Source organism: Sphingosinicellaceae bacterium (assembly GCA_019285715.1).
Classification (GTDB): Bacteria; Pseudomonadota; Alphaproteobacteria; order Sphingomonadales; family Sphingomonadaceae; genus Glacieibacterium.
This window is the reverse complement of sequence record CP079108.1, coordinates 1808705-1823169: the sequence shown is the minus strand read 5'-3', so window position 1 is coordinate 1823169 and position 14465 is coordinate 1808705. Positions and strand designations below refer to the sequence as shown.

The 14465-nt window shown below is 67.2% G+C and carries 12 protein-coding genes and 1 tRNA gene; 9 read left to right on the top strand and 4 right to left on the bottom strand.

Going from position 1 to position 14465, the window contains the following annotated elements; all coding sequences use genetic code 11:
• The first annotated feature begins 16 nt into the window (after positions 1-16).
• Entirely contained in the window at positions 17-1798 is a 1782-nt protein-coding gene (locus tag KX816_08515) for a GMC family oxidoreductase (GenBank protein ID QXQ08013.1), read from the top strand.
• Here the strand turns inward: KX816_08515 and KX816_08510 are convergent.
• Positions 1795-2223 (bottom strand): hypothetical protein, encoded by a 429-nt coding sequence (locus tag KX816_08510; GenBank protein QXQ08012.1) that lies wholly within the window; start codon positions 2221-2223, stop codon positions 1795-1797. The two genes, KX816_08515 and KX816_08510, sit on opposite strands and share 4 nt — an antisense overlap.
• Positions 2224-2506: 283 nt before the next feature.
• On the opposite strand from KX816_08510, the gene KX816_08505 reads away from it, so the two are divergent.
• The 7 genes from KX816_08505 to KX816_08475 all read left to right on the top strand — a co-directional run bounded on the left by KX816_08505 (position 2507) and on the right by KX816_08475 (position 11003).
• On the top strand, positions 2507-2806 hold the full coding sequence (locus KX816_08505; protein ID QXQ08011.1) for a UrcA family protein: 300 nt from the start codon (positions 2507-2509) through the stop codon (positions 2804-2806).
• Positions 2807-3036: 230 nt separating this feature from the next.
• On the top strand, positions 3037-3516 hold the full coding sequence (locus tag KX816_08500) for a hypothetical protein (GenBank protein QXQ08010.1): 480 nt from the start codon (positions 3037-3039) through the stop codon (positions 3514-3516).
• A 32-nt stretch (positions 3517-3548) separates the two neighbouring features.
• Complete coding sequence (locus KX816_08495) at positions 3549-4850, top strand: efflux RND transporter periplasmic adaptor subunit (GenBank protein ID QXQ08009.1); 1302 nt, start codon at positions 3549-3551, stop codon at positions 4848-4850.
• Between the two features lies 1 nt (position 4851).
• The gene (locus KX816_08490; GenBank protein ID QXQ08008.1) at positions 4852-8052 is read left to right on the top strand and encodes an efflux RND transporter permease subunit; all 3201 of its coding nucleotides are present in this window, start codon (positions 4852-4854) and stop codon (positions 8050-8052) included.
• The gene (locus KX816_08485; protein ID QXQ08007.1) at positions 8049-9533 is read left to right on the top strand and encodes a TolC family protein; all 1485 of its coding nucleotides are present in this window, start codon (positions 8049-8051) and stop codon (positions 9531-9533) included. Before KX816_08490 ends, KX816_08485 begins: the two co-directional genes overlap by 4 nt.
• Positions 9534-9564: 31 nt before the next feature.
• The gene (locus tag KX816_08480) at positions 9565-10092 is read left to right on the top strand and encodes a hypothetical protein (protein QXQ08006.1); all 528 of its coding nucleotides are present in this window, start codon (positions 9565-9567) and stop codon (positions 10090-10092) included.
• Between the two features lie 167 nt (positions 10093-10259).
• Positions 10260-11003 carry a PEPxxWA-CTERM sorting domain-containing protein gene (locus KX816_08475; protein QXQ08005.1) on the top strand — a complete coding sequence of 248 codons (744 nt, stop codon included), beginning with the start codon at positions 10260-10262 and terminating at the stop codon, positions 11001-11003.
• 1 nt (position 11004) lies between these two features.
• Here KX816_08475 and KX816_08470 read toward each other — a convergent pair.
• Together KX816_08470 and folK are read right to left on the bottom strand one after the other, a co-directional pair.
• Positions 11005-11080: transfer RNA gene (locus tag KX816_08470), tRNA-Lys, on the bottom strand.
• Positions 11071-11592 carry a 2-amino-4-hydroxy-6-hydroxymethyldihydropteridine diphosphokinase gene (gene folK, locus KX816_08465; GenBank protein QXQ08004.1) on the bottom strand — a complete coding sequence of 174 codons (522 nt, stop codon included), beginning with the start codon at positions 11590-11592 and terminating at the stop codon, positions 11071-11073. The genes KX816_08470 and folK overlap by 10 nt, the downstream gene beginning before the upstream one ends.
• Positions 11593-11619: 27 nt before the next feature.
• On the opposite strand from folK, the gene KX816_08460 reads away from it, so the two are divergent.
• Positions 11620-12309, top strand: a complete 690-nt coding sequence (locus tag KX816_08460; GenBank protein QXQ08003.1) for a uracil-DNA glycosylase — start codon at positions 11620-11622, stop codon at positions 12307-12309.
• Here KX816_08460 and KX816_08455 read toward each other — a convergent pair.
• On the bottom strand, positions 12306-14453 hold the full coding sequence (locus KX816_08455) for a M3 family metallopeptidase (GenBank protein ID QXQ08002.1): 2148 nt from the start codon (positions 14451-14453) through the stop codon (positions 12306-12308). The two genes, KX816_08460 and KX816_08455, sit on opposite strands and share 4 nt — an antisense overlap.
• Positions 14454-14465 lie beyond the last annotated feature (12 nt).

Sequence of the window (14465 nt, the reverse complement as noted above, 5' to 3'; positions counted from 1 at the left end):
CGGGGCCGCTGAAGTCGTGATCGAACGCCCCGACTATGTCGTCGTCGGCTCGGGCGCGGGCGGCGGCACTCTGGCGGCGCGGCTTGCCGAGCGCGGCGCGACGGTCGTGGTGCTGGAGGCGGGTGGCGACCCGCGTTCCACCCCCGAAGCACGCGACGACTATGATGTCCCCGGCTTCCACGCCAAGGCCTCCGAGAACGCGGTGACCGCGTGGAATTTCCGGGTCGCTCACTATGCCAACCCGGAGCGCGCCGCGCGCGACCCGAAATGCGGTGCCCGGGGCGTCCTCTACCCCCGCGCCGGCACGCTGGGTGGGTGCACCGCGCATAACGCCATGATCATTATGCCGCCGCCGCCCGGCGACTGGGACGCCGTCGCCGAACTCACCGGCGACCCGAGCTGGTCGGGGGCGAACATGCGTAAATACTGGCAGCGCATCGAGGCCTGCCACCACCGCCCGGTCCGCCGCTGGCTCGCCCGCCTGACCGGCCGCGACGCCAGCGCGCACGGCTGGCGCGGCTGGCTCGGCGTGGAGACCGCGATGCCGGCGGACGTGCTCCGCGACCGCACGATGATGGGCACGATGCTGGTCAGCGCGATGGCCGCGGTCGGGCGGAGGCGCGGCTGGCTGATGCGGCTGCTGACGGGCAAGGGCGACCCCAACGACGCACGCATGGCGGGCCAGGAGGGCGTCTGGACGGTGCCGCTGTCGACCACCGGCCACGCGCGGCAGGGCACCCGCGAGCGCCTGCTCGAGGTCCAGCGCCGCCATCCCGAGCGGCTGCACATCGAACTCGACGCGCTGGCGACGCGCATCATGCTCGATGCCGAGGGCCGGGCGGTCGGCATCGAGTATCTGAAGGGCGCGCGGCTGTACGGGGCGACACCCGGTGCCTCGACCGCGGCGAGCACTCCCTGCCGGGTCATCGCGGGCAAGGAGGTCATCCTGTGCGGCGGCAGCTTCAACTCCCCGCAGCTTCTGATGCTGTCGGGGATCGGCCCGGCGGACGAACTTGCGCGCCACGGCATCCCGGTCGTGGTCGACAGCCCCGGCGTCGGCGCCAACCTCCAGGACCGCTACGAAGTCGGGATCGTCAGCAAGATGGTCATGCCCTGGGCGGCGCTCGCTGCCGCCTGCTACGAGCGCGGCGATCCGGTGTTCCGGCGCTGGGCACGGCACGAGCGAGAGGGCCTGTACACCTCGAACGGCGTCGCGCTCGGGGTGTCGCGGCGGTCGGCGGGCACGACCGGCCCCGACGCCGACCTGTGGCTGATGGCGCTGGTGGCGCGCTTCGAAGGCTATGCCACGGGCTATTCGCGTGTAATCGGCCAATTCGACGACTGCCTGACGTGGGCGATCCTGAAAGGCCGCACGCGTAACCGCGCCGGCACCGTGCGCCTCGCCTCACTCGACCCGAAGGCGCCTCCGGTCATCGACTTCGCGTATTTCGCCGACGGCGACTTCGACCTCAAGGCGGTCGCCGAGGCGGTCGGCATCGCCCGCGAGATCGCCGCCGCCGGGCACCGGGCCGGCCTGATCGAGGCCGAACTCTCGCCCGGCGCGGACGTCACCGGCGCCGCGCTCGAGCGGTGGATTGCCGACCATGCCTGGGGCCACCACGCCTGCGGCACCGCGGCCATCGGCACCGTGCTCGACACCGACTTCCGGGTTTGCGGCGTGCCTAGACTGCGGGTCGTCGATGCCAGCGTCTTCCCACGCATCCCGGGCTTCTTCATCTCGGCGGCGATCATGATGGTCGCGGAAAAGGCCGCGGATGCGATCCTGGGTGAGCCCTAGAACTGCAGCGCGAAGTCGATCAGCCGCGTCTTGTTCCAGTAGACCTTGCCCAGATAAAGTCTGGGCTCGATTTCGCGGATCTCGTCGCGGATCCACTGCGCGATCAGCGACGTCTCCGAATAGTCGAGGACGACGCACTCCTTGCTGTCGAGCCAACTCGGACCCTTGTAGACCTTGGCAACGATCGCCTTGATGCCGAACGGCAGGATGTGGTTGCGCAGGAAGCCGTGCTCCGCATCGAAGATCTTGCCCTGCCACGCGACCAGCCGGACGGCGGCGGCGATCTCGTCGCTCCACGTCGTGCCGGGCGCGATGATCGCGGTGCCGACGCCCTCCCCGTCGGGGATCGAACCGGCGTCGGCGGCGGTGAAGCGCGCGTCGAGTTCGGCCTGCGAAAGCTTGAGCAGTTCCGGCACCGTGGTCATCGGCTCAGATCCCCTACTGTCCGGAAACGACCGTATCGTGGTCGCATCCGGGCAGCAACATTTCGGACGTCGTTTCGCGAGCGGCACTCCTGCCCAACAACTGGTGCAAAATCCCGTTCATTGGCGAGACAGGTTCATCGTGTCACCGCCCTAACACGGTGATGGACTGGTAAGCCCTTGATTATATTAGTGCCAGATTCGGCGGGCCCACTTGGCACGGCGTATGCAAAGCAGTTGGCATGGGACGCCGGATGGTCCGGAGCCTCTGCCAAGGAGCCTAGCAATGTTCGTCACCTCGTCTTTCGCCCGCAACTTCGTCAGCGCCGCCAGTGCCGCCCTGATCGCCACCGCCTGCCTGACCATCGCCGTCGCGCCCGCCGCCGCTGCAACTGCCGCGCCGATGAGCAAGACCGTCAGCTATGCCGACCTCAACCTCGCCAATGCCCAGGGCCGCGCTGCCCTCAATGCCCGCATCAAGTCGGCCGCCCGCAGCGTCTGCAAGGTCGACGGCCGCGACCTCCAGGCGCGCACCAGCGAGACGCGCTGCATCAAGGACGCCGTTCGCAACGCCAGCGTCTCGTAAACGGGTGGCGGAGCAGCGGACCATCCAGCCATGCACGGTCGACATGAGACCGATGCATGGCTGGTCGTACCGGACTGCCGGCAGCCGTTCTATCTAAGCAACGATCGCTGCACCGGCATGCAACCCCGGTGCATCGACCATGCCGTCCGCAGTAGCGCCGCTGCAACTGGTGACTTCGCCGAAACGTAAATATCTGAGCCGCCATGCGCCTCTCACGAAAGCTCGAAACGATGTACGCCGCTTCCCGCCAATTTGGTCTGCCCAGCCTGGCCGCGCCGCAGGGCAGCCGCACCGACTTCGCATCGTTCACGCCGCTCGAGGAGCGCGTCATTGGCCTCGCCGCCTCGGGCAGCGAGCGCCCGTCGACCGCAGTCGAGCCGGTGCTGCGCCGCGCCGTCCGCCGCATCGCCAACTTCATGATGGCGCGTCGCGGCGGCCACGAGCTCGCCGACCCGCGCCTGGAGGCGCTGCGCAGCTATGCCGCCGCCGTCCGCCTCGGTCGCTCCGATGGCCTGCCGGTGTTCCACGCCGCCGGCTACACCGCCGGACACGCCGAAACGGTGAAGCGCATGGTCGCTGCTGCCGCCCGCGCCGAGCGCATCCGCGCGCCGCGCCGCGAGCGTGTCATGTATGCCAGCGGTATTTCGATCGGCGTCGCTTCCATCGCCGGCTTCGTCGCGATGACCGGGACGCTGCTCGCCGGAATCTGATCTCGGCGCGGCGAGGCGACCTGCAGCTTAAGTTGAGTCACGCTCCGAAGCTGGTGGCAATTGTACGTCTCCGGGTCTACAAGATGCTGCATCGCGGTATTCTCGGGGTGCAGATGCGTCAGATATTGATCCCGGCCGCCGTCCTCGTGCTTGCTCTTGCCGCGTGCGGCAAGAAGCAGGACGGCGCGGGTGGTCCGGGCGGCCCCGGCGGCGGTGCGCCGCAAGTCACCGTCGCTTATCCGCTCGTGAAGCCGATCGTCGACTGGGACGATTATGTCGGCCGCTTCGAGGCGATCCGCGAGACCGAGGTCCGCCCCCGCGTGTCGGGCTATATCAAGTCGATCAATTTCCGCGATGGGCAGTTCGCGCGCGTCGGGCAGCTGCTGTTTGTCATCGACCCGCGGCCGTTCGAGGCCGTGCTGGCGCAAGCCAAGGCCGATGCCCAGCGCCTGCGTGCCGCGTCCGAAGTCGCCCGCACTACCTTCGCCCGCACCAAGACGCTGCTGGAGGCCAACGCCGTCAGCAAGGAGGAGTTCGAGCAGGCCGAGGCGACTTATAAGCAGGCGGAAGCCTCGGTTGCCGCCGGTGACGCGACCGTTCGCGCCCGCGCCCTCGACGTCGAGTTCACCCGCGTCACCGCGCCGATCGCCGGGCGCCTGTCGGATCGCCGCCTCGATGTCGGCAACTACGTCACCGCCGGGACCTCGGTGCTGACCACCATCGTCGCGCTCGATCCGATTTATTTCACCTTCACCGGGTCGGAGGCCGTCTACCTGAAGTATCAGCGCGCCAATCGCGCCGGCACCCGGCCGTCGTCGCGGATTTCGCCTAACCCGGTCGACATCAAGCTCGGCGACGAGAACGAGTACCGCTGGCGCGGCAAGATGAACTTCGTCGACAATGCCCTCGACCAGGGCAGCGGCACGATCCGCGGCCGCGCCGAGGTCCGCAACCCAGACGGCTTCCTGACGCCGGGCATGTTCGGCCATATGCGCCTGCTCGGTTCGGGCGCTTACAACGGCATGCTGATCCCCGAGGATGCGATCGTCACGGATCAGTCGCGCAAGGCCGCGCTCGTCGTCGGCAAGGACGACAAGGTCGAGCAGCGCGTCGTCGAGCTTGGGCCGATCGTCGACGGCCTGCGCGTCGTGCGTTCCGGCCTCAAGCCGACCGACCGTGTCGTCATCGCCGGTGTCCAGCGCGGGCGGCCCGGCACCAAGGTCACGATCAAGCAGGGCAGGATCATCCCGCCAGCACCCGGAACCGGACCGCAGGTACCCCTGGTGAACGAGCCGCCCGCGACCTCCGCGACGTCGGCAGCGGCAGCTCGCTAACATGCGCTTCTCGCATTTCTTCATCGACCGGCCGATCTTTGCCGGGGTGATCTCGATCCTGATCGTGCTGATCGGCGCGTTCGCCTATCCGACCCTGCCGGTCGCCCAATATCCGGAGATCGCGCCGCCGACCGTCGCCGTGACCGCCAGCTATCCGGGTGCCGATGCCGAGGTTCTCGCCGACACTGTCGCCGCGCCGCTGGAACAGGAGATCAACGGCGTCGAGAACATGCTGTACATAACGTCGTCATCGACGGCGAACGGCGCCCTGACGATCAACGTCGTGTTCAAGCTCGGCACCAACCTCGACACCGCTCAGGTGCTGGTCCAGAACCGCGTCTCGTCGGCCGAGCCACGCCTGCCCGACACCGTCCGTGCGCTTGGCGTGACGACCCGAAAGAACACGCCGGACATCCTGATGGCGGTGTTCATGACCTCGCCCGACGGCAGTCATGATATCCAGTATCTGTCGAACTATGCGACCCTGCAGGTCCGCGATAAGCTGCTGCGGTTGCAGGGCATCGGGGGCATCAACGTCTTCGGCGTCCGCGACTATGCGATGCGCATCTGGATCGATCCCGAGAAGGCCGCGGCGCGCAACCTCGACGCGTCGGAGATCGTCGCCGCGCTGCGCGGGCAGAACGTCCAGGTCGCCGCCGGCAGCATCGGTGCGCCGCCGTTCGCCAAGGGCGGCTCGGGCTTCGAGCTCAGCGTCCAGACCCAAGGCCGCCTGACCACGCCGGAACAGTTCGGCGACATCGTCATCAAGGCCGACCCGAGCGGGGCCCTGACCCGGGTCAGTGACGTCGCGCGCATCGAGCTTGGTGCGCAGGATTACGGCACCAACGCCTACGTCAATAACACGCCCGGAGTCGGCCTCGGCATCACCCAGCTGCCCGGCTCGAACGCGCTCGCGACCGCCGCCGCCGTCATCAAGACAATGGACGAGGCGAAGAAGGACTTCCCGCCCGGCGTCGCTTACTCGATCCCGTACAACCCGACCGAGTACGTCCGCCAGTCGATCGACAGCGTCCAGGAGACGCTGATCGAGGCGATCGCGCTGGTCGTGCTGGTGGTGCTGATCTTCCTGCAGAGCTGGCGCGCGGCGATCATCCCGGTGCTCGCGATTCCGGTATCGCTGGTCGGCACGTTCGCGGTGATGGCGGCCTTCGGCTACTCGCTCAACAACCTGTCGCTGTTCGGGTTGGTGCTCGCCATCGGCATCGTCGTCGACGACGCCATCGTCGTGGTGGAGAACGTCGAGCGCGAGTTGAGAAACGGCTACAGCCCTCACGACGCTGCCTTTCGGACGATGGACGAGGTCGGCGGCGCACTTGTCGCGATCGCCCTGACCTTGTGCGCGGTGTTCGTGCCGACCGCCTTCATCAGCGGCATTTCCGGCCAGTTCTACAAGCAGTTCGCGCTGACGATCTCGGCCGCGACCCTACTGTCGTGCCTTGTCTCGCTGACACTGTCGCCGGCGCTCGCAGCGCTGCTGTTCAAGCCGCATCAAGCCGATCACGATGAGCCGCGCGGCATCCTTGCTCCCCTGCAGCGCGCCGCCAACGGCTTCAACCGTGGCTTCGACTGGCTTTCGGATCGCTATGGGCGCCTGACGGCGCGGACGGTCCGGCTGATCGGTATCGTCCTGGTCGTCTATGTCTGCCTGCTCGGGCTCGCGGGGTGGCGCTTCGCGGCGACGCCGACAGGCTTCATCCCGGCGCAGGATCAGGGCTATCTGATCGGCGTCGTCCAGATGCCGCCGGGGGCAACCCTCCAGCGCACCAATGCGGTCATGCAAAACGCGGTCAAACAGGCGCTGACGGTGAAGGGCGTTCATCTCGTCGTCAACATCGCTGGGCTGGACGGTGCGAGCTTCTCCAACGCCCCCAATGCCGGAACGATGTTTCTGGCGCTTGACGATTTCGAGACTCGCCACAAAAATCATCAGACGGGCGATTCGATTCTCGGCGACCTGCGCAAGAAGTTCGGTTCGATCGACGCGGCCAACCTGCTGGTCATCGCACCGCCGCCCGTCCGCGGTATCGGCACCGGCGGCGGCTTCAAGATGATGGTCCAGGACCGCGGCTCGAAGGGACCGGAGGCGCTCGAGAAGGCGACCTTCGCGATGATGATGGCGGCGAATCAGACCGAGGGGCTGACCTCGGTGTTCACGCTGTTCAACACCGGCACGCCGCGCATCTATGCCGACATCGACCGCGAGAAGGCGCAGCAGCTCGGGGTCCAGCCATCGGAGGTCTTCGCGACGTTGCAGACCTATCTCGGGTCGACCTATATCAACGATATCAACCTGTTCGGTCGGACTTATCGTGTGACGGCGCAAGCCGACGCGCCGTTCCGATCGGCCCCGTCGGATATCGTCAACCTCAAGGTGCGCTCGGCCTCCGGGGCGATGGTGCCGCTCGGTTCGGTGGCGACGCTGAAGGACGATGCGGGGCCGTACCGCATGGTCCGTCACAATCTGTACCCGGCCGCCGAGCTTCAGGGCGACACCAAGCCCGGCTTCTCGTCGGGCCAGGCGCTGAAAGCGATGGAGGACCTCGCCGCTAAGACACTGCCCGATGGCTTCAGCTACGAGTGGACCGAGCTCGCCTACCAGCAGAAGACCCAGGGCAACACCGCGTCGATCGTATTCGCGCTGGCGGTGGTGTTCGTGTTCCTGCTGCTCGCGGCGCAGTACGAGTCGCTGACCCTGCCGTTCGCGGTCATCCTGATCGTCCCGATGTGCCTGCTGGCGGCGATCGTCGGGGTCAATCTGCGCGGCTTCGACAACAATATCCTGACCCAGATCGGCCTCGTCGTGCTGGTCGGGCTCGCGGCCAAGAACGCGATCCTGATCGTCGAGTTCGCCAAGCAGGCGGAGGAGCGCGGCGAGGACCGCTGGCAGGCGGCCGAAAGCGCGGCGCGGACCCGGCTGCGGCCGATCCTGATGACCAGCTTTGCCTTCATCCTCGGCGTCGTGCCGCTGGTCGTCGCCAGCGGGCCGGGCGCCGAGATGCGGCAGGCACTGGGCACCGCGGTGTTCTTCGGGATGATCGGCGTCACCATCTTCGGGCTGATCTTCACTCCGGTGTTCTACGTCATCGCCAGCTGGGCGGCGTCGAAGATCGCGCGGCGGCCCCATGACGACGGTCAAAAGCTGCTGCCCGCACCCGACACGGCTCCGGAGCCCGCGGAATGAAGCCCGTCGCACTCGTCGCTGCGCTGGCGCTTGGAGCGTGCGCCGTCGGCCCGAACTTCCACACCGCCCGCACACCGGCCTCGGCTTCGGGCAAGTTCGACGCCGCCGCGCGTCCGGTCTTCGACCAGAGCGACTCCCCGGCGACGTGGTGGCGGCTGTATAACGACCCGGTCCTCGACCGGCTGATCGGGCAGGCCTTCCTCGCCAACACCGACATCCGCGTCGCCAACGCCAATCTGCGTCGCGCCCGCGCCGTACTCAGCGAGACCCGTGGCGCACGCCTGCCGACCACCTCGACATCGGTGCAAGCCCAGTACGAGCGCTTCGGCGGCGCGAGCAGCGCAACGGCGCTGGCTACAACAGCCGGCGGAGCGACGGGCAGCTCGGTGCTGACCAGCGGGCTGTATTCTGCAGGCCTAGACGTCAGCTACGAGATCGACCTGTTCGGCCGCGTCACCCGTCTGATCCAGGCGTCCCGCGCCGACTACGAAGCCGAGGCCGCGGTCCGCGACACCACCCGCATCACCGTCGCCGCCGAGACCACCCGCGCCTACGCCGACGCCTGCTCGAACGCACGGCAGGTCGAGGTTGCGAAAAACTCGCTCGAGGTCCAGCGCCAGACCTTCGACCTGACCGAGCGCCTTTACACCGCAGGACGAGGCACCCCGCTCGACGTCGCCCGCGCCCGCGCCCAGCTCGAATCGACCCGCGCCACCGTACCAACCTTCGTCGCGCAGCGGCAGGGCGCGCTGTACCGGCTCGCGGTCCTGACCGGCCAGACCCCCGAGACGGTACTGCCCGAAGCCGCCGTCTGCACCAAGGCACCGCTGCTCGAGCGCCCGCTCCCGGTCGGCGATGGCAGTGCTATGCTGAAGCGCCGCCCGGATATCCGCGAAGCAGACCGCCGGCTCGCTGCCGAGACCGCACGCATCGGCGTCGCCACCGCCGACCTGTTCCCGCGCATCTCGCTCGGTGCCGGCGTGTCGAGCTCGGCGCTCCACACCAACGATCTCGGCAAGAGTTCGAGTTTCGCGTTTAATGTCGGGCCGCTGCTGAGCTGGAGCTTCCCGAACTTCACCGTCGTCCGCGCCCGCATCCGCCAGGCTCGCGCCTCCGCAGAGGCCGCGCTCGCCACCTTCGACGGCACCATCCTCGGCGCGCTGCAGGAAACCGAGACCTCGCTTGCGGATTATGCCGGCGAGCGCGACCGCAACGAGGCGCTGCGCCTGTCCCGCGACTTCAACATCGAGGCGGTCCGCATCGTCCGCTTGCGCTACACGTCCGGTGCTCAAAGTTTCATCGACGTGCTCGACGCCGAACGCACGCTGAGCAACGCCGAAGCCGCCCTCGCCGCTTCGGATGCCCAGCTGGTGACCAACCAGATCGCGGTGTTCAAGGCGCTCGGTGGCGGCTGGGAGGATGCTCCCGAGCCGGCGCGGGTGCCGATGCCCTATGAAGTTGCGACACCAATGGCGAAGTGATATAGTTGGCTAATACACGAAGGAGTCGACTATGCGCTTTTTGACACTGTTTCCTGTACTCGTCGCCCTGCCCCTGCTCGCGGCCTGCCACGCCAAGTCCGATAGCAAGGACGCCGACAACAGCGTCACCGTCGACAAGACCGTGACCTTCAACACCAAGGGGACGAAGGCTTCGGCTTCCGCGGGTGACAACGGCTTCAAGATCGACACCGACGACTTCAAGGCCTCGCTCGAGATCCCCGGCCTGCAAATGGGCGGCAAGAGCTTCGACGTCGACGGCATGAACCTGCTGCCCGGGTCGCAGGTCCGCGGCATGAGCGTCGTCTCCCACGAGAAGGACGGCGACAAGAACGACAAGGTGACGATCAGCTTCACCAGCCCCGGCACGCCCGACGCGGTGCTGGTCCACGCCGAGGCGGAGGCCAAGGCCAAGGGCTGGAGCGTCGCGCGCACCGCAACCGGACTCGGCGGCACCAAGGGCGAGAAGACGATTGCCTACGCCGTCGTCGCGAGCGGTGCCAAGACCAACGGCACGGTCACCCTCACCGGCGACGACTGAACCGGCGCCGCTGCCGCATCCCATGCCGTTCAAAAGACGGCTTGCCGCGACGCCGAACCCGTGAAACCATCTCCTTCGCCGCAGGGCACACCCCCTTGCGCGACGAGTCGCGCGACGGCTCGAGGGAGGCCTGAGTGCGGTATTCCAGGATTGGAGCCTGGCTCCTGGTGGCAGTCTTCGCGGGCGCGCCCGTCGCCCCGGCGTCGGCGGCGATAATCGAGGTCACGGTCACCGGTGGCATCGGCAGCGGCATCGATGGAGCCGGCCTGTTCGGCGCGGTCGGGTCGGACCTCGCCGGGACCGCTTATTCGGTGCTGTTCGAGATCGACACCTCCAAGGGCAAGGTCACCGGCGGCCCCACCTATATCGGGGGTCAGGGCCCCTATTATTATTCAAGCACACTCTCGAATACGGGCGGCCCGCCTGCGGTCACGGGCAGTTTACGGATCGGGGGAACGGCGGTTTTCGTCGACGGATCGACGTCCGGTGTCAACGACTACAACGTCTTGCTGCATATCAACGCGAACAGCCTACGACAGGACGTGGCGTCAGCGGACACCGAGCTGTCGATGTTCGACGGGCACGATCCGGTCTACCCGGTGTCGCCGCTGGGGAACCCCGCGGACGGCGTCTTCCACGATCCCAATCTCAATCCGGCTGACTTCTTTCTCGACTATTCCGGAACCGACTATGGCCACGATTTAGGGACGTTCAACGCGGTTCGTGCGGCCGGGACGACCAGTCTTTCCCTCAGTCTGGACACCCTGACCTACATCGTGCTGTCCGCCGGGGGCGGCCCAACGTCGTTCGTACCCGAGCCCGCGACATGGACGATGCTGGTGTGCGGCTTTGCCCTCGTTGGAACCGCGGTTCGACGCCGGACGCGCCTTGGCGCAACCGTCTCCCGATGAATGGTGAGCCCTGCGGAACTCGAATCCGCAACCTACTGATTAAAAGTCAGTTGCTCTACCGATTGAGCTAAGGGCTCCCGCGGCTGCGTTTACGGCGCTGGAGCCGGGCGCGCAACTGGCGTGCGGTCGCAGTGAGTACCGGATGGCGCCAGTCGGGCGCAACCTCGACGAGCGGATCGAGCACGAAGTCGCGGCTGTGCAGCCGCGGATGGGGAACGATCGCCCCCGCCGATGCATGCCGCCAGCCGAGCCGAGAGGGCAGCACGACGCCGTCCGCCGCGAGCAGGTCGAGGTCGAGCACCCGGTCACCCCAGCGCCGGCCACCCCGCCGGCCAAACTGAGCCTCGATGCGCTTGAGCGTTGCGATCACCACCGCCGGCGGCAGGTCGCCGTCGGCCAGAACGACCGCGTTGGCGTAGGAGCGGCCACCTGGCCCCACCGGCGCGGTTGCGTGGATGCGCGAGCGGCGCAGCACTCTCAGGCCCGCAGCGGTCAGCGCGAGCATCGCCGCCGCGACCACGCCCGCGGGCGCACCGTGGCGGCCGTGACGTCGGTTCGAGCCGAGCGCGATCAGGAGGTTTGCCGCCATCTGCGCCTGCGCATACACAGGCCGGCGATGCTCACCAACTCCACACTCGTCGCTGCCACACCCTTCGAGACGGCCCCCGCCAGTCCCGCCGCTGCCGATCCGCCGCGCGACTGCCCACGCTGCCCGCGCCTCGTCGCCTACCGCGAGGCCAACCGCGTTGCGCATCCCGACTGGTGGAACTCGCCGGTGCCGGGCTGGGGCGACCCGGCGGCATGGCTGTGCATCGCCGGCCTCGCTCCGGGAGTGACCGGCGCGAACCGCACCGGGCGGCCGTTTACCGGCGATTTCGCGGGCGTGCTGCTTTACGAGACGCTGCTCAAGTTCGGGCTGGCGGAGGGGGTCTACGACGCCCGCCCCGATGACGGGCTGACGCTGACCGGGGCCTTCATCTCGAATTCGGTGCGCTGCGTGCCGCCACAGAATAAGCCCGACGTCACCGAGATCCACGCCTGCCGGCCGTTCCTCGAGGCGCAATTGGCCGCCTTGCCCAACCTCAAGGTCGTCGTCGCGCTCGGCACAATCGCGCACCAGTCGGCGGTCAAGGCACTCGGCGGCAAATTGCCCAAGCATCGCTTCGCCCACGCCGCGGTTCACAAGCTCCATACCGGCGTGACGCTGGTCGATAGCTATCACTGCTCGCGCTACAACACGAACACCGGGCGGCTTACCGCGGCGATGTTCGAGGATGCATTCGCGGCGGCGGTGGCCGCGCGCTAGTTCGCCGCCGCCCCGCTGGGCAGCGGGAAGCCCTTGTCCCTCAGGTACGCATCGACCTTCGGATCGCGGCCGCGGAAGTTGCGGAAGGCGACCGCCGGATCGATGGTGTTGCCGACCGACATGATGGTGTCGTGGAAGCGCTTGGCGACGCTCGGGTCATAGGGCCCGCTGGCCTCCAGGAACGCCTCGTAGGCGTCGTGGTCGAGGACTTCAGCCCACAGGTAGCCGTAATAGCCCGCGGCATAGCCTTCGCCGGCGAAGATGTGGCCGAACTGCGGAATGCGGTGGCGCATGACGATCTCGGACGGCATGCCGAGCTCGGCAAGTGTCGCCTTTTCAAAGGCCTTGGGGTCGATGTTCGTGTCGCCTGCGAGGTGGAGCTTCATGTCCATGATCGCGCTGGCCTGCGCCTCGACGACCGAGAACGCCTGGTTGAAGTGGTACGCGGCCTTGATCTTGGCGACCAGCGCATCGGGCAGGCGCTCGCCCTTCTCGTTTACCAGGAAGCGCTGGACCTCGGGGGTCTGGAACCAGTTTTCGTTCACCTGGCTCGGGAACTCGACGAAGTCCCGCAGCGTGTTGGTGCCCGACAAAGTCGCGTAGGTGACGTTCGAGTTGAGGCCGTGTAGTGCGTGGCCGAACTCGTGGAACATCGTGCGGGCATCATCGAAGGAGATCGTTGTCGGCTGGCCGTTAGTGCCACGGATGAAGTTGGCATTGTTCGACACGATTGTCGGGACGTTGCCCTCGGTGCGGCTCTGGTCGCGGTAGGCGTTCATCCACGCACCCGAATTCTTGCCGGCGCGGGCGTACGGATCGAAATACCACAGGCCGACGTGCTTGCCGTCGCGGCCGGTGACTTCATAGACGGTGACATCCGGATGGAAGACCGGCGGGCCGTCGACCTTGGTGAACTTGAAGCCGTAAAGCTGACCGGCCGCCCAGAACATCGCCTCGCGGACGTGGTCGAGCTGGAGGTACGGTTTTACCTCGTTCAGATCGAGGTCGTACTTCGCCTTGCGGACCTTCTCGGCGTAATAGCGATAGTCCCACGGCGCGATCTTGAAGCCGCCGTGCTCGCTGTCGACGACCTGCTGCATCACCGCGACGTCCTTGTGGACCTGCTCGACGGCGGGCTTCCAAACCTGCATCGACAGCGCCAGCGCGGTCTCGGGGGTCTTGGCCATGCGGTCGGCGAGCACCCAGTGCGCGAAGGTCGGGTAGCCGATGAGCTTGGCCTGCTGGGCGCGCAGGTGGAGGATCTCGGTGACGATGGCGTTGTTGTCAGTCGCCCCGCCATTGTCGCCGCGCGACGTCCACATGCGGAAGCCCTTCTCGCGGCTGGGACGGTCATCGGCATAGGTCAGGAACGGCTCCATCGACGAGCGCGTGTTGGTGATCACCCACTTGCCAGGCAGGTTGCGCTTCGCCGCCTCCGCCGCCGCGGCGTCGACCTGCGGCTTAGGCAAGCCCTTGATCTGCGCCGGGTTGTCGAGGACCAAAGTGTAGGTCTCCTCGTCCTTCAGCTCGTTCTGCGAGAACTTCGTATAGAGCGAGGCGAGCTTCTGGTTGTTGGCCGCGAAAGTCGCCTTGTCGGCGGCGGTGAGACGCGCGCCCTGCTGGACGAAACGGTTCCAGTTGACCCAGGTCAGCCGCTGCTGCTCGGGCGTCAGCTTCGCCTTGTCGGGCGAGGTGTAGACCGCGTCGATGCGCTTGAAGAGCGCGACATTCTGGGTGATCTTGTCACCGAATTCGGCAAATTTCGGTGCAATGATGCTCTCCGCAGCCTGGAACTCGGGGGAATTCAGGCCTCCCGACCAGACCCCGAAATAGGCCCCAAAGCGGGTCAGCGATGCGCCCGCGACCTCCATCGCCAGGATGGTGTTCTCGAATGTCGGCGGTGCCGGGTTGGCCGCGATCGCGTCGATCTCGCGCATGGAAGCGGCCATTGCAGCCTCGGCTCCGGGCACGAAGTCGGCGACGCGGACCTTGTCGAACGCCGGCTCGCCCCCGTACGGCCCGGTCCATGGGGCCAGCAGCGGGTTGGAACTGGCAGCGGCACTCGACTTAGAAGCGGCGTTCGCGGCGAACGGAACGGCGAGCATCGCGGCGACGGCTACACTGATCATCAGGCGGGTCTTCATCCAGTTGCTCCG